Source organism: Epibacterium sp. MM17-32, from assembly GCF_022348205.1.
In the GTDB taxonomy this organism is placed as follows: Bacteria; Pseudomonadota; Alphaproteobacteria; order Rhodobacterales; family Rhodobacteraceae; genus Epibacterium.
Genome location: NZ_JAKRFC010000006.1, coordinates 64,015 through 80,628, shown reverse-complemented (window position 1 = coordinate 80,628; position 16,614 = coordinate 64,015). Strand labels below are relative to the sequence as shown.

19 protein-coding genes are annotated in these 16,614 nt (G+C 61.7%); 14 read left to right on the top strand and 5 right to left on the bottom strand.

Going from position 1 to position 16,614, the window contains the following annotated elements; all coding sequences use genetic code 11:
* Positions 1 to 2 precede the first annotated feature (2 nt).
* The 3 genes from MHM88_RS11580 (at position 3) to MHM88_RS11570 (ending at position 2,569) form a co-directional block, all read left to right on the top strand.
* Complete coding sequence (locus MHM88_RS11580; RefSeq protein WP_239364787.1) at positions 3 to 653, top strand: MarC family protein; 651 nt, start codon at positions 3 to 5, stop codon at positions 651 to 653.
* 172 nt (positions 654 to 825) lie between these two features.
* Entirely contained in the window at positions 826 to 1,779 is a 954-nt protein-coding gene (locus MHM88_RS11575; protein ID WP_239364785.1) for a fatty acid desaturase, read from the top strand.
* A gap of 109 nt (positions 1,780 to 1,888) precedes the next feature.
* Positions 1,889 to 2,569: a helix-hairpin-helix domain-containing protein gene (locus tag MHM88_RS11570; protein WP_239364782.1), complete on the top strand. Its 681-nt coding sequence runs from the start codon at positions 1,889 to 1,891 to the stop codon at positions 2,567 to 2,569.
* 104 nt (positions 2,570 to 2,673) lie between these two features.
* Here MHM88_RS11570 and serS read toward each other — a convergent pair whose 3' ends face one another.
* Complete coding sequence (gene serS / locus MHM88_RS11565) at positions 2,674 to 3,966, bottom strand: serine--tRNA ligase (protein ID WP_239364779.1); 1,293 nt, start codon at positions 3,964 to 3,966, stop codon at positions 2,674 to 2,676.
* A gap of 255 nt (positions 3,967 to 4,221) precedes the next feature.
* Here serS and yajC point away from each other — a divergent pair, with 255 nt between their 5' ends.
* The 9 genes from yajC to MHM88_RS11520 all read left to right on the top strand — a co-directional run bounded on the left by yajC (position 4,222) and on the right by MHM88_RS11520 (position 10,530).
* Positions 4,222 to 4,506: a preprotein translocase subunit YajC gene (gene yajC / locus MHM88_RS11560; protein WP_239319588.1), complete on the top strand. Its 285-nt coding sequence runs from the start codon at positions 4,222 to 4,224 to the stop codon at positions 4,504 to 4,506.
* Positions 4,507 to 4,540: 34 nt separating this feature from the next.
* A complete protein-coding gene (secD, locus tag MHM88_RS11555) occupies positions 4,541 to 6,205 on the top strand; it encodes a protein translocase subunit SecD (protein ID WP_239364776.1) in 1,665 nt (554 codons plus the stop codon).
* Positions 6,206 to 6,208: 3 nt separating this feature from the next.
* Positions 6,209 to 7,177, top strand: a complete 969-nt coding sequence (gene secF / locus MHM88_RS11550) for a protein translocase subunit SecF (RefSeq protein ID WP_239364773.1) — start codon at positions 6,209 to 6,211, stop codon at positions 7,175 to 7,177.
* Positions 7,178 to 7,365: 188 nt separating this feature from the next.
* Positions 7,366 to 7,719 (top strand): Mth938-like domain-containing protein, encoded by a 354-nt coding sequence (locus MHM88_RS11545; RefSeq protein ID WP_239319594.1) that lies wholly within the window; start codon positions 7,366 to 7,368, stop codon positions 7,717 to 7,719.
* Positions 7,720 to 7,806: 87 nt separating this feature from the next.
* Positions 7,807 to 8,421: a heme ABC exporter ATP-binding protein CcmA gene (gene ccmA / locus MHM88_RS11540; RefSeq protein WP_239364770.1), complete on the top strand. Its 615-nt coding sequence runs from the start codon at positions 7,807 to 7,809 to the stop codon at positions 8,419 to 8,421.
* Positions 8,418 to 9,074 (top strand): heme exporter protein CcmB, encoded by a 657-nt coding sequence (gene ccmB / locus MHM88_RS11535; protein WP_065323645.1) that lies wholly within the window; start codon positions 8,418 to 8,420, stop codon positions 9,072 to 9,074. The genes ccmA and ccmB overlap by 4 nt, the downstream gene beginning before the upstream one ends.
* Positions 9,075 to 9,118: 44 nt before the next feature.
* Positions 9,119 to 9,853, top strand: a complete 735-nt coding sequence (locus MHM88_RS11530) for a heme ABC transporter permease (protein WP_239319600.1) — start codon at positions 9,119 to 9,121, stop codon at positions 9,851 to 9,853.
* Positions 9,846 to 10,001: a heme exporter protein CcmD gene (gene ccmD, locus MHM88_RS11525; RefSeq protein ID WP_005626503.1), complete on the top strand. Its 156-nt coding sequence runs from the start codon at positions 9,846 to 9,848 to the stop codon at positions 9,999 to 10,001. Before MHM88_RS11530 ends, ccmD begins: the two co-directional genes overlap by 8 nt.
* The gene (locus tag MHM88_RS11520; RefSeq protein ID WP_239364767.1) at positions 9,994 to 10,530 is read left to right on the top strand and encodes a DsbE family thiol:disulfide interchange protein; all 537 of its coding nucleotides are present in this window, start codon (positions 9,994 to 9,996) and stop codon (positions 10,528 to 10,530) included. Before ccmD ends, MHM88_RS11520 begins: the two co-directional genes overlap by 8 nt.
* A gap of 27 nt (positions 10,531 to 10,557) precedes the next feature.
* On the opposite strand, the gene MHM88_RS11515 is transcribed toward MHM88_RS11520, so the two are convergent.
* A complete protein-coding gene (locus MHM88_RS11515) occupies positions 10,558 to 10,929 on the bottom strand; it encodes a helix-turn-helix domain-containing protein (protein ID WP_239319603.1) in 372 nt (123 codons plus the stop codon).
* A gap of 105 nt (positions 10,930 to 11,034) precedes the next feature.
* Between MHM88_RS11515 and MHM88_RS11510 the strand changes: the two genes are divergently transcribed.
* Positions 11,035 to 11,655 carry an NAD(P)-dependent oxidoreductase gene (locus MHM88_RS11510; RefSeq protein WP_239364764.1) on the top strand — a complete coding sequence of 207 codons (621 nt, stop codon included), beginning with the start codon at positions 11,035 to 11,037 and terminating at the stop codon, positions 11,653 to 11,655.
* 6 nt (positions 11,656 to 11,661) lie between these two features.
* On the opposite strand, the gene MHM88_RS11505 is transcribed toward MHM88_RS11510, so the two are convergent.
* The 3 genes from MHM88_RS11505 to acnA all read right to left on the bottom strand — a co-directional run bounded on the left by MHM88_RS11505 (position 11,662) and on the right by acnA (position 15,689).
* The gene (locus MHM88_RS11505) at positions 11,662 to 12,366 is read right to left on the bottom strand and encodes an SDR family NAD(P)-dependent oxidoreductase (RefSeq protein ID WP_239364761.1); all 705 of its coding nucleotides are present in this window, start codon (positions 12,364 to 12,366) and stop codon (positions 11,662 to 11,664) included.
* Positions 12,367 to 12,454: 88 nt separating this feature from the next.
* Complete coding sequence (locus MHM88_RS11500; RefSeq protein WP_239319607.1) at positions 12,455 to 12,802, bottom strand: antibiotic biosynthesis monooxygenase; 348 nt, start codon at positions 12,800 to 12,802, stop codon at positions 12,455 to 12,457.
* Between the two features lie 139 nt (positions 12,803 to 12,941).
* Positions 12,942 to 15,689: an aconitate hydratase AcnA gene (acnA, locus tag MHM88_RS11495; RefSeq protein WP_239364753.1), complete on the bottom strand. Its 2,748-nt coding sequence runs from the start codon at positions 15,687 to 15,689 to the stop codon at positions 12,942 to 12,944.
* A 217-nt stretch (positions 15,690 to 15,906) separates the two neighbouring features.
* Between acnA and MHM88_RS11490 the strand changes: the two genes are divergently transcribed.
* Positions 15,907 to 16,614: a thioredoxin family protein gene (locus MHM88_RS11490; RefSeq protein ID WP_239364750.1), complete on the top strand. Its 708-nt coding sequence runs from the start codon at positions 15,907 to 15,909 to the stop codon at positions 16,612 to 16,614.

The following is a 16,614-nucleotide window of genomic DNA, read 5'->3' as shown; positions in this document are numbered from 1 at the left end:
ACATGACCTGGCCCTTTGGCATTCAGGACCTGATCCGGGAATTCATCACCCTTTTTGTGGTGATCGACCCGGTTGGCAGCATTCCTGTCTTTCTGTTTGCCACTGCCGCAGTGCCGCAGCGGCTGCACCGGTCCTTTGCGCTGCGAGCGGTCTTGGTGTCCGCGCTGGTGCTCGGGTTGTTTCTGGTGCTGGGGCAGATCATCCTCGAGCGCATCGGGCTGCGTCTCGGCGCGTTTCAGATTGCGGGCGGCATCGTGCTGTTCCTCTTTGCGCTCAGCATGATCTTTGGCGAGACCAAGGCCGCCAGCGAAATCAAGGAAGCCGAGAGCGAAGACCTGTCGGGGGCGGTGTTCCCGCTGGCGATCCCGTCGATCGCCTCTCCCGGGGCGATCCTCGCGGTGGTGATCCTGACCGACAACCATTCGACAGGTATCGTGGAACAGGCCATGACCGCCGGTGTTCTGGCGCTGGTCCTGGTCGTCACCTTCGTGCTGCTTCTGCTGGCCAGCAAGATCCAGCGCTGGATCGGTCAGACCGGGGTGAGCGTCATCAGCCGGGTCATGGGGCTGATCCTGGCGACGGTCGCGGTGGATGCGGTGTTGCAGGGGCTCGAACAGATGGGCGTTCTGGCATTGTCCGCTGCACCCGTCTGACCACAGGCTGTGCAACTTTGGCGTGTGCCTGTGTGGCAAACACCTGCGCGGCGGGCATTTTTCCGCTGCGGCCTCTTGTCTTAGAGCGTATACATATTAACTGAGCAGGGTGCATTTTCACCATCAGCCTGCCGTCACGCAGGCGTCACAGAGCGTATTTATGGGGTCAGACATGGATCTGAGAGCCTACACACGCCAGTACACGCAAAAAGACAACCGGCTTGCCGCGTTGAGCTATTTTGGCACATTTGCGGTCTATTTCACGACGCTGTATCTGGCGATTTCCTATTCCCACCTGTGGTTTGTCATGTGGCCCGCAGGCATCGTTTTTGCCTTTTGCGCGGTGCGGCTATACGTGCTGCAACATGACACCGGCCACCATTCGCTGTTCGAGACCCGTTCCCAGAACGAATGGGCCGGGCATGGGCTCTCGCCCTTCACCTTTGCCCCGTTTGAGGTGATGAAGCAGAACCACAACCTGCACCACGCCAATGTCGGCAATCTGGAGCACCGCGAAACCGGTGAAATACACACCATGACGGTGGCGGAATGGGCACAGGCAGGGTTCTGGGAGCGGCTGCAATATCGGCTCTATCGCAACCCGTTTGTGCTGGTGCCGCTGGGGGCGGCCTTCACCTATTTCATCCGCTATCGCTGGCCGAAGAATACGCTCGAATTCGGGGTGATGCCGGTGCTGTTGCACAATCTGGCCATCGTGGCGTGGCTCTATCTGCTGTATCTGGTGGCGGGCAGCGAGGGGTTGCTGATCTGGCTTGGGTTTTCCTTCCTAGGCGGCATGATCGGGGTGTTTCTGGTCTATCTGCAGCATAATTTCGAGGACACCTATTGGGATCGCCGACCGGAGCTTGATCCCCGCGTGGCCGCCTTGCAGGGGTCGTCCTGTCTGGATTTTGGCTGGTTCTTCGATTTTGCCGTGGCCAATATCACCCTGCATGACATCCACCATTTCAACGCTCGTATCCCGAGTTATCGGCTACGTCAGTGCCACTACAACCTGCCCGAGGACATGGCGCCGCGTCGGATCAAGTTTATCGAGGCTCTGCGGGCGCTGGGGTTGAAGCTGTGGGACGAGGATCAAAAACGTCTCGTGCCGTTTCCCAGCTGACCTGTCGCCGTTCTCCACACGGGGCAAACGATGGGTTGGACATGATGGGAAGACGCCGCTAACCTCTTGATCCGAAGGAAACGTTTTTTCTTGGAGGCCGAACCCACCTATGACCCCGATATTGAAACTCCCCGGTGTGGGGCCCGCGCTGGCAAAGCTGCTCCAGGATCATGGCATCAAATCTGTCGAGGATCTGTCGCGCCGTTCGGATGCGGAACTCAGCAAGATACCCGGGCTCGGCTCCAGTCGGATTGCCAAGATGAAGGCCGCATCGGCGGAACTCCTCGGGGGGGCGGCGCCAGCCGCTGACACACAGGCAGCGCCAGCGGCAAAATCCGGTACCGCCGCCTCGCGCGGTGCGGCCAAACCCGCCAGCCCGCGCAAACCACGGACCGTCCGGACACCTGCGGTGAAACCGGAAACCGTGGCGGCTGCAAAAACCGCCGCAACCGAGGCCGCCGAGACGGTGAAGTCCGGGGGTGATACCGCTGCCGAGCAGGGGCGCGAGGGGGTCGACAGTGCCGTCGCCGCTGCCGAGGCCGCACGCCTTGCCGCGGAGGCCAAGGCGGCAAAGGCCGAAGCCAAGGCCGCAAAAGCCGCCAAGAAGGCAAAGGCCCTGATGGCCGAATTCGCGGCCGCCAAGGCCAAGGCGAAATCAAAGGCCAAAAAGGAAAAGAACAAGGCCAAGAAAGAGATCGCCAAGGAAAAGGTCAAGGCGAAGAAAATCCTCTCCGACAAGGCCGATCTAAAGAAAAAGAAGAAAGACAAGAAGAGCAAGAAAGACAAGTAACGTCAGGGCCTGGCGTCGTTTTCTTTCTGTACCTTATAAAAAAGCCGGCACCCTCGGGCGCCGGTTTTTCTGTGTGGTTTGCGTGGGTGCCGGGCCTCTGGCCCTTAGGCCAGTGTACCCTCTGCCGTCAGGGTCGACTTGCCGCCGAGATAGGGCGCCAGCACTGCGGGCAGTTTGACCGAGCCATCGGCCTGCTGGCCGTTTTCCAGCACCGCAATCAGGCAGCGCCCGACCGCAAGGCCGGAGCCGTTGAGCGTGTGCAGATAGGCCGGCTTGCCGCCATCGGCGGGTTTGAACCGGGCATTCATGCGGCGGGCCTGGAAATCACCGGTGGTCGAGACCGAAGAAATCTCGCGATAGGTGTTCTGGCCGGGCACCCAGGCTTCGATGTCAAAGGTCCGGCGCGCGCCAAAGCCCATATCGCCGGTGCAGAGCACCACGGTGCGATAGGGGATGCCGAGTTTCTCGAGGATGCCTTCGGCACAGCCCAACATGCGCTTTTGCTCATCGTCAGAGGTGTCCGGATGCACGATCGATACCATCTCGACCTTTTCGAACTGGTGCTGACGCAGCATGCCGGAGGTGTCCTTGCCGGCCGACCCGGCTTCCGAGCGGAAACACAGCGTATGCGCGGTATAGCGGATCGGCAGCGCGCTTTCGTCGATGACGTCACCAGCAGCCGAGTAGGTCAGCGGCACCTCGGAGGTGGGCACCAGCCACCAGCCGTTGGTGGTCTGATAGCTGTCGTCACCGAATTTCGGCAGTTTATCTGTGCCGTACATGGCCTCGTCCCGCACCAATACGGGCGAGTTCACCTCGGTGAGGCCGTTTTCGTCCACATGGGTGTCGACCATGAACTGCGCCAGTGCGCGGTGGATGCGGGCCACGGCCCCTTTAAGCACCACAAAACGCGCGCCAGAGATCTTAGCGGCGGTTTCAAAATCCATCGCCTTGGCGACGCCTGCGATCTCGAAATGCTCCTTGGGTTCAAAGTCGAACGCGGGCACATCGCCCCAGCGCTTCACCTCGACATTGTCGTCCTCGTCGGCGCCCTCGGGCACGTCCTCGGCCGGGCTGTTGGGGATGCGCGCCAGCATATCGGTGAGCTTGGCGTCCAGCTCCTTGGCCTCGGCCTGCATGGTGGCAACTTCGGCTTTTTTGTCGGCAACCTCGGCGCGCAGGCGTTCGAACTCCGCCTCATCGCCTTTGGCCTTGGCAGCACCGATGGCTTTGGCGGCCTTGTTCTGATCGGCCTGCGCGGTTTCCGCCGCGAGGATCTTGGCGCGACGGGCCTCGTCCAGCTCCAGCACCTGAGAGGACAGGGCAGACTCTCCACGACGGGCCAGGGCGGCGTCAAATGCGGCCGGGTTCTCGCGGATTGCACGGATGTCATGCATGGGTCTGCTCCTATGATGCAGTTTGAATCAGTGCCGTTAGCTATGCCCGAGCAGGGGGAGAAGGGGAAGGGGGCAGCGCCCGGCAAGGGGGTCTTGTAGCCGCAGCTGTGGCATTGAGGCGCGAAAAGCGTGCTTTGCGTGATGAAAGCCCGCCGGATCGCGTCCTCCGCGCCTTGCAATGCCCCAATGCACCGCATAGGTTCCACGCAAAATCCGGGCGCTGACGCGACCCCCAAAGACAGAAGGAAATACCCCATGGAAGGTGGCGCAATCGCCCAGTTTATCCCGCTGATCCTGATCTTTGCGATCATGTACTTCCTGCTCATCCGTCCGCAGCAGAAGAAGATGAAGCAGCATCAGAATATGGTCGAAGCCCTGCGCCGTGGCGATCAGGTCGTCACCCAGGGCGGCGTGATCGGCAAGGTGGCCAAGGTCAAGGAAGACGGCGAAATCGAGGTCGAGATCGCAGAGGGTGTCAAGGTTCGCGTGGTCAAATCCACCATCGCGCAGGTGCTGAACAAGACCGAGCCCGCATCCTGAGCCTCGCCTCGCACGCTACTGAAAAGGCAGGGTAATGCTGCAAATCGATACCTGGAAGAGGGTGCTCATCTGGCTGGTCTGCGTGGCCGGCCTTTTGGCTGCCCTGCCCAATGCGTTCTATACCCGTGTAGAACAATCCAATGACGCCTGGGCCGCGATAGAGGTCGAGGGCGAAACGCCTGAACGTCTGTCCGTGGCCGGGCAATGGCCCGAGTGGATGCCCTCGGGGCTTGTGAACCTCGGTCTCGACCTGCGCGGCGGCGCACATCTGCTGGCCGAAGTACAGGTCAGCGATGTCTATGCCGCACGGATGGATGCGCTCTGGCCTGAGGTCCGCAACACCCTGCGCGATGAACGGGGCACCATTGGCACCTTCCGCCGCATCCCCGAGGCGCCAGCGGATCAGATTCGCCTGCGCCTGTCGGATGCAGCGGGCATGAACCGGGCGCTGGAACTGGTGCGCGGTCTGGCCAATCCGGTGACCTCGCTTACCGGGGCGGGGGCCACCGACATCACCGTCAGCGGGCAGGGGGATGTGATCACCATCGCGCTCTCCGACGAGGAAAAACTCGCCTCCGATGATCGTACCGTGCGCCAGTCGCTGGAAATCATCCGCCGCCGGATCGACGAGGTTGGCACCCGTGAGCCCACCATTCAGCGTCAGGGCAGCGACCGGATCCTCATCCAGGTGCCGGGCATCGGGTCCGCGGCCGAGCTGAAAGAGATCATCGGCACCACCGCACAGCTGACCTTCAATCCGGTGGTCAGCCGTGGCTCCGACCCCGACGAGGCTGCCGGTATTGGCAACAAGGTGATCCCGTCGATCGACGAGCCGGGCACCTACTACACGGTGGAATCCGCGCCTGTGGTCACCGGCGAGGAACTGGTCGACGCGCAGCCCGCCTTTGACCAGAACGGCCAGCCCGCGGTCAATTTCCGCTTCAACACCGCCGGTGCGCGTAAATTCGGCGACTATACCGCCCAGAACATCGGCGCGCCCTTTGCCATTGTCCTCGATGACGAGGTGATCTCCGCCCCGGTGATCCGCTCGCACATCCCCGGTGGCTCCGGCATCATCACCGGCAACTTCACCGTGGAGGACAGCACCCAACTGGCGGTCCTGCTGCGCGCCGGTGCGCTGCCGGCGGAATTGCAGTTCCTCGAAGAACGCACCATCGGCCCGGAGCTTGGCCAGGACAGCATTGATGCCGGCAAGGTGGCCACGGTTGTCGCCTTTGCGGGCGTGCTGGTGTTCATGGTGCTGAGCTACGGGATGTTTGGTGTCTTTGCCAATGTGGCGCTGATCCTGAACATCGCCCTGATCTTTGGCGCGCTGAGCCTGATCGGCGGCACGCTGACCCTTCCGGGGATTGCCGGTATCGTTCTGACGGTGGGGATGGCGGTGGATGCCAACGTGCTGATCTTTGAACGAATCCGCGAGGAGCTGAAGGCAGGGCGGGGTCCCGCCAAGGCCATCGACGAGGGCTATTCCAAGGCGCTCTCGGCGATCGTGGATGCCAATATCACCACCTTCATCACCGCCGTGATCCTCTTTGCCATGGGCTCCGGCCCGGTGCGTGGCTTTGCCATTACCCTTGGCCTCGGCATTCTGACCTCGGTCTTCACCGCGATTTTCGTCACCCGACTGATCATCGTGATGTGGTTCGAACGTCGCCGTCCCAAAACCATCGAGGTGTAACCGATGCGCTTGAAACTGGTACCCGAAGGGACCTCCTTTGATTTCTTCAGGCTGTGGAAAGTCTGGCTCGGCATCTCTGCATTGATGGTGGTGATCGGCTTTGCCTCCTTTGCACTGCAGGGGCTGAACTTCGGCATCGACTTCCGGGGCGGCACCACGATCCGCACCGAGGCGAAGCAGGATCTCGATATCGGGGTCTACCGCGATGCCATTGCCCCGCTGGAGCTGGGCGACATCAGCATAACCGAGGTGTTCGACCCGACCTTTGACGAAGACCAGCACGTGGCGATGATCCGTATCGAGGCGCAGGAGGATGGCGAAGCCCTGTCCAGCGCCGTGATTGCGGATGTGCAGGCGGCGCTGGATGCGGTTGCGCCCGGGATCAAGTTCATCTCGGTTGAAAGCGTCGGCCCCAAGGTCTCGGGAGAGCTGGTGCAGACCGCGGTCATTGCGGTGGCGCTGGCGATCGGCGCGGTGCTGATCTATATCTGGCTGCGGTTCGAATGGCAGTTCGCCCTTGGTGCTGTGGCCGCACTGGTACACGACGTGATCCTGACCATCGGTGTCTTCTCCGAATTGCAGATCAAGTTCGACCTTGCGATCATCGCGGCCCTTCTGACCATCGTCGGCTATTCGCTGAACGATACTGTGGTGGTGTTTGACCGGGTGCGGGAGAACCTGCGCCGCTACAAGCAAAAGCCGCTGGCCGAGGTCCTGAACATCTCGATCAACGAGACCCTGAGCCGGACCATGATGACCTCTGTGACAACGCTGCTGGCGCTGATCTCGCTCTATGTCCTGGGCGGCGATGTGATCCGCGGGTTTGTCTTTGCGATGATCTGGGGCGTTGTGGTCGGGACCTATTCGTCGATCTTCGTGGCCTCCACCATCCTGCTCTGGCTGGGCGTGAAGCGCGACTGGACCAAGAACAACGACACCACCGGCAATCAATTCGCCAATATCGACGCCTGATTGGGCCTCATGCGACAGAGACAGCCGCGGCCTCGTGCTGCGGCTGTTTGCGTTCCGGGGTAGGAGACGGTTTCATCTTTTCCCAAATACCTCGGAGCGCGAGGCAGAGCCTCGCATCCGCACTTGCCGGTTTCAGCGCCGTGGCCGGCGTGGTATTCACCTCGGTAAACCTCAGCAAGGAGTCTCCCATGCGCCTCAATGAAGTGGTCTATTCCGACGCCGTTCCGATCGACGGGTATGGTCCCGGCTTCTTTCGTGTCGGTGGTGAGGTCAGGGACGGCGCCATCCTGACCGGGGCCAAGGGCACCTCCAGCTGGGGCGGGTTCACGGATCAGGCGCCCTTGCTGGCGTTGGTTGGCGAGGTGGATGTGCTGTTCATCGGCACCGGCGCGGAAATTGCGCATATTCCCGGCGATCTGCGTCAGGTGCTGGAAGAGGCGGGATTGGGCGTCGAGGTGATGAACTCTCCTGCCGCCTGCCGTACCTATAATGTGCTGTTGTCCGAAGGCCGCCGCATTGCGCTGGCAGCGCTGCCGGTTTGATCTGGCGCAAGGCGGTGCGAGGCGATCGCTGCTTTTGCTGAGCCGTGATAAGGCGTTGGGCCAGAAGAACAATACATCGGAACAAACATGATTGAGGTCAGGGATCTGGGCGTAAGCCGGGGCGGGATGCCGGTGCTGGCAGGGGTGCAATTTGCGCTCTCGGGCGGTGAGGCGCTGGTGTTGCGCGGTCCTAACGGGATTGGCAAGACCACGCTGTTGCGCACGCTGGCCCGCCTGCAGCCGCCGCTCTGTGGTGAAATCCTCGGGGACGTTGAGGACATCGCCTATGCGGCCCATGCGGACGGGCTGAAGTTGACGCTGACGGTGGATGAAAACCTCGCCTTCTGGGCGCGGGTGTTTGGGGGCGGCGACCCTGACGCTGCGATTAGGGCGTTTGATCTAGCCACGCTGCGGGACCGTCCGGCCGGGGGGCTGTCGGCGGGGCAAAAGCGCCGCCTGTCCCTGGCGCGGCTGATGGTCACGGGCCGGCGGCTGTGGATTTTGGATGAACCCACCGTCAGTTTGGATGCAGCCTCCGTTCAGCTGTTTGCCGCGACCATTCGCACCCATCTCGCGGCGGGCGGAGCGGCGATCATGGCGACCCATATCGACCTCGGGATCGAGGGGCGTGTTCTGGACCTTGCCCCGTTCAAGGCAAAGCTTCCGGCCTATGATGCGGATGACGCGGGGGGCTTCTTGTGATCGCGCTGCTGGTTCGGGATTTGCGGCTGGCCTTTCGCGCCGGGGGCGGCTTTGGCTTGGGTCTTGCGTTCTTTTTGATCGTGACGGTGATGGTGCCGTTCTCGGTCGGGCCGAACTCCGACACGCTGTCGCTGATTGCGCCGGGGATTTTGTGGCTCGGAGCCTTGTTGGCGTGCCTGTTGTCGCTGGATCGCCTTCTGGCGCTGGATTGGGAGGATGGCTCGCTCGATTTGCTGGCCACGGCCCCCTTGCCGCTCGAAGGCGTGTTGAGCATCAAGGCCCTGGCGCATTGGCTGACCACCGGGCTGCCGCTGGTTCTGGCCGCGCCTGTGCTGGGCGTGCTGTTGAACCTGCCTGCCGGCGGATACCTCTGGATCACGCTGTCGCTGTTGATTGGCACCCCGGCCCTGTCGGTGGTTGGCACCTTTGGCGCGGCGCTGACCGTGGGGCTGAAACGTGGCGGCTTGCTGTTGTCGCTTCTGGTGATGCCGCTTTACGTGCCGACGTTGATTTTTGGCGCCGAAGTCGCCCGCCGGGGGGCCTCAGGTATGAGCGTGGAAACGCCCCTGTTGATGTTGGCCGGGATTACTCTTGGCACCATCGCCCTTTTGCCCTTTGCCTCCGCTGCTGTGCTGCGCGTCAATTTGCGCTGATGGCGGTGATTGTGATGACCGGAAACAAGAGCTAGATAGCCACCATGTCGATCTGGGAATATGCCAATCCGAAGAAGTTCCTGCGCACCAGCGCGCGCGTGTTGCCAGCCCTCTGGGTGGCAGCAGGTGCATGTATTGTGGGCGGGTTGATCTGGGGGTTTTTCTTCACGCCGGATGATTACCGGCAGGGCTCTACCGTCAAGATCATCTACCTGCATGTGCCCGCCGCGCTGATGGCAATCAATGCATGGTTCATGATGCTGGTGGCCTCGCTGATCTGGGTGATCCGCCGCCATCACGTGAGCGCACTGGCCGCCAAGGCCGCCGCCCCCGTGGGGGTGGTGATGACGCTGATTGCGCTGATCACCGGCGCGATCTGGGGCCAACCGATGTGGGGCACGTGGTGGGCGTGGGATCCGCGGCTTACCTCATTTCTCGTGCTGTTCCTGTTCTACCTTGGCTATATCGCGCTGTGGGAAGCGATTGATAATCCCGATACCGCCGCGGATCTGACCTCGATCCTCTGCTTGGTGGGGTCGGTCTTTGCTGTCCTGTCGCGTTATGCGGTGAATTTCTGGAATCAGGGCCTGCATCAGGGGGCATCGCTGTCGCTTGATAAGGAAGAGAATGTCGCGGACGTTTTTGCCTTTCCGCTTTATGCCTGCATGGCCGGGTTTGGCTTGTTGTTTATTGCGCTGGTGCTCTATCGCACCGGCACCGAGATTCGCGCGCGCCGGATGTCTGCACTGATCGCGCGGGAAAGGATGATGGATGCCTGATCTGGGGAAATATGCCGACACCGTGCTGTCCGCTTATGGGGTATCGCTGCTGCTGTTGCTGGCGCTCTTGGTGATGACCTTGATGCGCGGCGCAAAAGTACGGGCAGACCTGAAACAGGTTGAGGAAAGGATGCGCCGCAATGGCTAAGATTTCGCCGATGATGGCCATTCCTGTCGTGGTGTTTGCAGCCTTTGTGGGCCTCGCCCTCGTGGGGATGGGCCGTGAAGATCCCGAAAGCCTGCCCTCGGCGCGCGAAGGCAAAACCGCCCCGCCGGTGGCGCTGAGCGAGTTCCCTGGCAAAGAGAATTTTGACGACGCCGCACTGCGCGATGGTGAGGTCAAGCTGGTGAACTATTGGGCCAGCTGGTGTGGTCCTTGCCGCGCCGAACACCCCAGCCTGACAGCGCTCTCGGAAGAGGGCGTGCCGATTTACGGGGTGAATTACAAGGATCAGCTGGGCAACGCGCAGAGCTTCCTTGAGGAACTGGGCGATCCTTACGCCGCAGTCGGCCGGGACGAGCAGGGCCGTATGGCGCTGGACTGGGGGGTGTACGGCGTGCCGGAAACCTATGTGATTGACGGCGAAGGCACCATCGTGCTGCGCTTTGCCGGGCCGATCACCAGCCGGGTACTGGAAGAGACCATTCGCCCGGCGATGGAAAAGGCGGCGCAATAGGCGCGGCCCCTCCTTCACAGTTCGAAATCAGGAGGTCACGGCCTCTCGCGCGTCATAAGAAGCGCGGGAGGCGCGGATGCCGGGCTGATTGTGTTCGGCCCATTGCGCCAATTGGCCAATGGCGGCGTGCAGGGAGTGGCCGCGCGCGGTCAGGCTGTATTCCACCTGCGGCGGGGACAGGTCCAGAACCTGACGCGCGACCAGCCCGTCGCGTTCCAGATTGCGCAGCGTCACCGACAGCATACGTTGCGAGATCGCATCAATAACCCTGCGCAAGGCATTGAAACGACACGGGCCTTTGGACAGTTCAAGGATGACCAGAACGGACCATGCATCTCCGATGCGGTCCAGCACATCCCGGACGGCGCAATCGTAATCCACAGCGCGACGACGTCCCATGGCGGTTCCTTTCAGGTAACTATGTGCCCAAAACATGCGTATTCCGGGCGCGGTTCTCTGCACTTAGGTAGTTCTTATCAGTAACTATCAATTTGGAGAGACCAGATGAAGCTCTTTGTTCTAGGCGGCACCGGCATGATCGGCAGCCGGATCGTAACCGAAGCCCTGTCGCGCGGTCACGATGTCACCATTGGCAGCCGCAGCCCCGAGACCTCAGCCCTCCGGGACGGTGTCACCGCCGTGCAGGTGGCGCTGGAGGATACCGCGGCGCTTGCGGCGCAGGCAGAGGCTGCGGATGTGACCATTACCGCCGTCAGCCCGCGCAGCACCGGCGATGCGATCGCGGAATCCAACGCCTATGCGGATGCTTTGATAGCGGCGCTGGGGCAGAACCGCATCGTGGTCGTGGGCGGAGCCGGATCGCTCAACCTGCCCGACGGCAGCCCGGTGGCGGAGGTGGTGCCAGAGCCCTACCGCAGCGAAGCGCAGGGCATGCGCCAGGCCTATGAAAAGATCGCCGCCAGCGATCTGAACTACACGGTGATGGCACCGGCCGGTCTGATCGAACCCGGTGAACGCACCGGCACGTTCCGCCTTGGTGGCCGGCAGTTCATGACGGACGAAGAGGGCAACAGCCGCATTTCGGCAGAGGATTTTGCCGTGGCCCTGCTGGATGAGGTCGAAACCCCGCAGCACAGCCGCCAGATCTTTCACGCAGCGTACTGACGATGCTCAGAGCCGGTAGCCGCCCGCGACGGTCAGGATCTCACCGGTGATGAAGCTGGCCTCGTCCGAGGCCAGAAAACGCACCGCCTTTGCGATGTCTTCCGGCGTGCCGGGGCGTCCAAGGGCGGTGTCCTTGACAAACAGTTGCGTCAACTCGTCGGATCGGGGTGCTTCGGGAACGTTGATCGCCCCCGGTGCCACCGCATTGACGCGGATGCCCTGCGGGCCGAGTTCCTTGGCCATCGCCCTGGTCCAGAGATTGAGCGCGGCCTTGCTGGCGCCATAGCTGGCCGCGCCCTGCGGCGGCAGCACCGCATTCACCGAGGAAATACTGACGATCGCGGCACCTGCGCGCAGGTGTGGCAGCGCTGCGGTCAGCAGGGCCTGCGGCGCGATCGCATTCAGCGCGAACACGTTCTGGTGCGCATCGGCATCAAAGCGCTCTTTCGGGGTGCTCTGAACCAGCCCCGCATTGTTCACGATGACATCGATGCGGCCGAATTGATCCAGGGCGCGTGCCACCAGATCCTCGGCACTGCCGTCTTGCAACAGGTCGCAGGGGCAGGAGACAACATTGTCCTGGGCCTCCAGATCATCACCCGGTGCGGTCTTGCGATAGGACCGCAGGATATTGTGATCGCGGGCAAGTTCGGCGGAAATGGCCCGGCCGAGACCATAGGTGCCGCCGGTGACGAGGACGGTGCGTCGCATGAAACCTCCGGAACTGGATGCGGTCAGTCAACGCCACGCGCGCGGCTTGTGCAAGACCCCGATCCGGGACCCGGCGCAGAAGCGCTGATCAGGTGCCGGTCCGACACTCAGGCGCCATGTCGGAGGCCAGAGACGCGGAGAGTTCGGTGTCGACCGTTTCATAGACTTGCGTGTCGATTTCGCGGCGCAGGTAGGTGGACTGGAACTCCATCAGGTCATCGCCGGACACCACAGCATCAAGATAGTCCTCAAACACCTGCTGGCTGTGCCAGAGGCTGATCGACTTGATTTCGCCGCTTTCGCGCGCTGCAAAGAGCCGCGTTTCATAGCAGCCAACGCGCCGCCCGGACTCGTCACGGGCGAGAGCCGCGGCACAGTCGAGCACCTCGTCGAACTTGTCCCGGAGCGGGTAGTATTTCGTTATGACTGCGATCATTGTGACGCCTCGCGTTCGCCTCGCTATTTATAGGGAGAGCATAGGTGGCTTTTGGTTATCTGAGTATTACCAATTGCAATAAAGCGAAAAAGGGCGGCCAACTGTGCCGCCCTTTCCACAATGTTAAAAAATGGTGCGATCAGCTTTTTGCAAGCCTGCGCAGCACGTAATGCAGCACGCCACCGTTTTCGATGTATTCGATTTCCGGCGCGGTATCGATGCGGCATTTGAGGGTGATGGTGGTCTTGGTGCCATCGCCATAGGTGATATCGCAGTCGACCTCTTGCAGCGGTTTGACCGTTTCCAGCCCGCGAATGTCGACCGTTTCATCGCCGGTGAGCTTGAGCGATTTGCGTGTGTCACCGCCGGTGAATTCAAACGGAATGACGCCCATCCCGACGAGGTTGGACCGGTGAATACGTTCAAAGCTCTCGGCGATCACCGCCTTGACGCCTAGGAGTGCGGTGCCCTTGGCTGCCCAGTCACGCGAGGAGCCCGCGCCGTATTGCTCGCCACCAAAGACCACCAGCGGGGTGCCCGCGTCCTGATGCGCCATCGACGCCTCATAGACCGAGGTCTGCGCGCCATCGGGGCCTTTGGTATAGCCGCCTTCGACACCGTCGAGCATCTCGTTCTTGATGCGGATATTGGCGAAGGTGCCGCGCATCATGATCTCGTGATTGCCGCGACGCGAGCCATAAGAGTTGAACTCGCGCGGCTGCACCTGACGGTCCAGCAGATATTTGCCCGCCGGAGTGGTGGTCGCGAAGGACCCCGCCGGAGAGATGTGGTCGGTGGTGACCATATCGCCAAGGATCAACAGAGGCTTGGCGCCGACGACGTCCTGAATGGTGCCCGGCTCCGCGCCCATGCCCTGGAAATAGGGCGGGTTCTGGATATAGGTCGAGGCGGCGGGCCAGTCGTAGGTTTCGGCCTCGGTGGTCTCCACGCCCTGCCATTTCTCGTCACCCTTAAAGACGTCGGCGTATTTGGACTGGAATGCCTCGCGGGTCACGGTGGCCTCGACCAGATCGGCGATCTCCTTCTGGGTGGGCCAGATGTCCTTCAGGTAGACGTCATTGCCGTCCTTGTCCTGTCCCAGCGGATCGTTGACGAGATCGACATTCATGTCGCCCGCCAGCGCGTAGGCGACCACCAGTGGCGGCGAGGCGAGGTAGTTGGCGCGCACATCCGGGCTGATGCGGCCCTCAAAGTTGCGGTTGCCGGACAGCACCGAGGTGGCGACCAGATCGCCCTCGGCAATCGCCTCGGAGAACTCTTTCTGGATCGGGCCGGAGTTGCCGATACAGGTGGTGCAGCCATAGCCCACAAGGTTGAATCCGATGGCGTCCAGATGCTCTTGCAGCCCTGCGGCCTCCAGATAGTGAGAGACGACCTGCGAACCCGGTGCCAGCGAGGTCTTGACCCAGGGTTTGCGGTTCAGGCCCAGCTCATGCGCCTTTTTCGCCACCAGACCGGCGCCGATCATCACATAGGGGTTGGAGGTGTTGGTGCAGGAGGTGATCGAGGCGATCACCACAGAACCGTCACGTAGTTCGAACTCCTCGCCCTCGACGGGGTGCGATTTGCAGGGATCTGCGGGCGCGGTCGGGGCGGGGCCTTCGGACGCCATGTCGGTGGCGTCGGCAGAGGCATCGACGCCGCGATAATCCGACACCACTTTCTTGAATGCAGGCGCGGCGGCGTCCAGCGCCACATAATCCTGCGGCCGTTTCGGGCCGGAGATCGCAGGCACGATGGTACCCATGTCGAGGCTCAGCGTGTCGGTATAGATCGGCGCGTAGTTTTCATCGCGCCAGAACCCGTTTTCCTTGGCATAGGCCTCCACCAGCGCGATGCGGTCTTCGTCGCGGCCGGTGTTGCGCAGGTAGCGAATGGTCTCATTGTCGATCGGGAAGAAGCCGCAGGTGGCGCCATATTCAGGCGCCATATTGGCAATGGTCGCGCGATCCGCCAGCGGCAGATTGTCCAGACCCGAGCCGTAGAATTCGACGAATTTACCCACCACGCCCAGCTCGCGCAGCATTTCAACCACCTTCAGCACCAGGTCGGTGCCGGTGGTGCCTTCGACCATCTCGCCGGTCAGCTCAAAGCCCACAACCTCGGGGATCAGCATGGAGATCGGCTGACCCAGCATCGCGGCCTCGGCCTCGATCCCGCCGACGCCCCAGCCCAGAACGGCAGCACCATTGACCATGGTGGTGTGGCTGTCGGTGCCCACAAGCGTGTCGGGATAGGCGACGTCCTCGCCGTTTTGATCCTTGTCCGACCAGACGGTCTGCGCCAGGTATTCCAGGTTCACCTGGTGGCAGATGCCTGTCCCCGGGGGCACAACGCGGAAGTTTTCAAACGCGGTCTGACCCCATTTCAGGAACTGGTAGCGCTCCATGTTGCGCTCGTATTCGCGGTCCACATTCATCTGGAAGGCGCGCGGGTTGCCGAATTCGTCAATCATCACCGAGTGGTCGATGACCAGATCGACGGGCACCAGCGGGTTGATCTTGTTGGCATCACCGCCGAGGTTCTTGATCCCGTCGCGCATCGCGGCGAGATCGACCACCGCGGGCACGCCGGTGAAATCCTGCATCAGCACGCGGGCCGGGCGATAGGCGATCTCGCGCGGGTTCTTGCCGCCATTCTTGGCCCAGTCGCCAAAGGCCTTGATGTCATCCGTGGAGACGGAGAACCCGCCATCCTCAAACCGCAGCAGGTTTTCCAGCACGACCTTGAGCGCGGCAGGCAGTTTGGTGAAATCACCAAGCCCCGCTTCGGTGGCTGCCGGGATGGAATAATAGGAGATAGACGCGCCGTTGACGCTGAGCGTCCTACGGGTCTTGGCTGTGTCCTGTCCGACGGTGATGGGCATATTGGCCTCCCTCAAAAATGACAAATAGGGACTTCGCTGCGATGTATCTGCATCATGCAGGTGCTTCATTCAATAGGATATAGGCTGCATGGCGAAAAATTGTATACCATAGTACACTGTTTTGGTGTGTTTTGGCGCCTGCTCTCAAGAATGATTGATTGGCCATTGATGAGCGGGGCGCTTACACCGTTAATCCTAACAATCTTACGGGCGACTCATGCGGCTTATTTCGCTTTCCTCTCTGATTTTTGCGGCAGTTTGCGCTGTCACGCCACCGGTTGCGGCAGATCCATCGCCTGTTGTTGTGGAACTCTATACCTCGCAGGGTTGTTCCTCCTGTCCTCCGGCGGATGAGCTGTTGCAGCGTCTGGCGCAGCGCGAGGACGTGCTGGCATTGGCCTATCACGTTGATTACTGGGACTATATCGGCTGGCGCGATATTTTTGCAGATCCCGCTCATACGGACCGGCAGCGCGGCTATGCGCATGTGGGCGAGCGGAACATGATCTATACGCCGCAGATGATCATCATGGGGCGCGAGGATGTGGTTGGCGCCGATGCCATGCAATTGGCGGAGGCGATGGAGAACTACCTCGGCCACAAGCCACGCGCAAAGCTGTCGGTCGCGCTGGACGGGCGGACGCTGACGGTGTCGCTGCCGCAACTGCCGGACGGGGGTGCCGAGGATCTGCGGGTGCAGCTGGTGCAATATATGCCGATGCGCCGGGTGGACATCAAACGGGGTGAGCTTGCCGGTCACAGCATTGATTACGCCAATGTGGTGGAACGCCACCAGGTGCTGGCGGATTGGGATGGCGCGGCGCCGCTGGAACTCTCGGTAACGCTTGCCGAGGATCTGCCGGCGGCGGTGTTGGTGCAGGAATGGCCCTATGGCCCGATCCTGGCGGCGGCGCGGGTCGAGTGA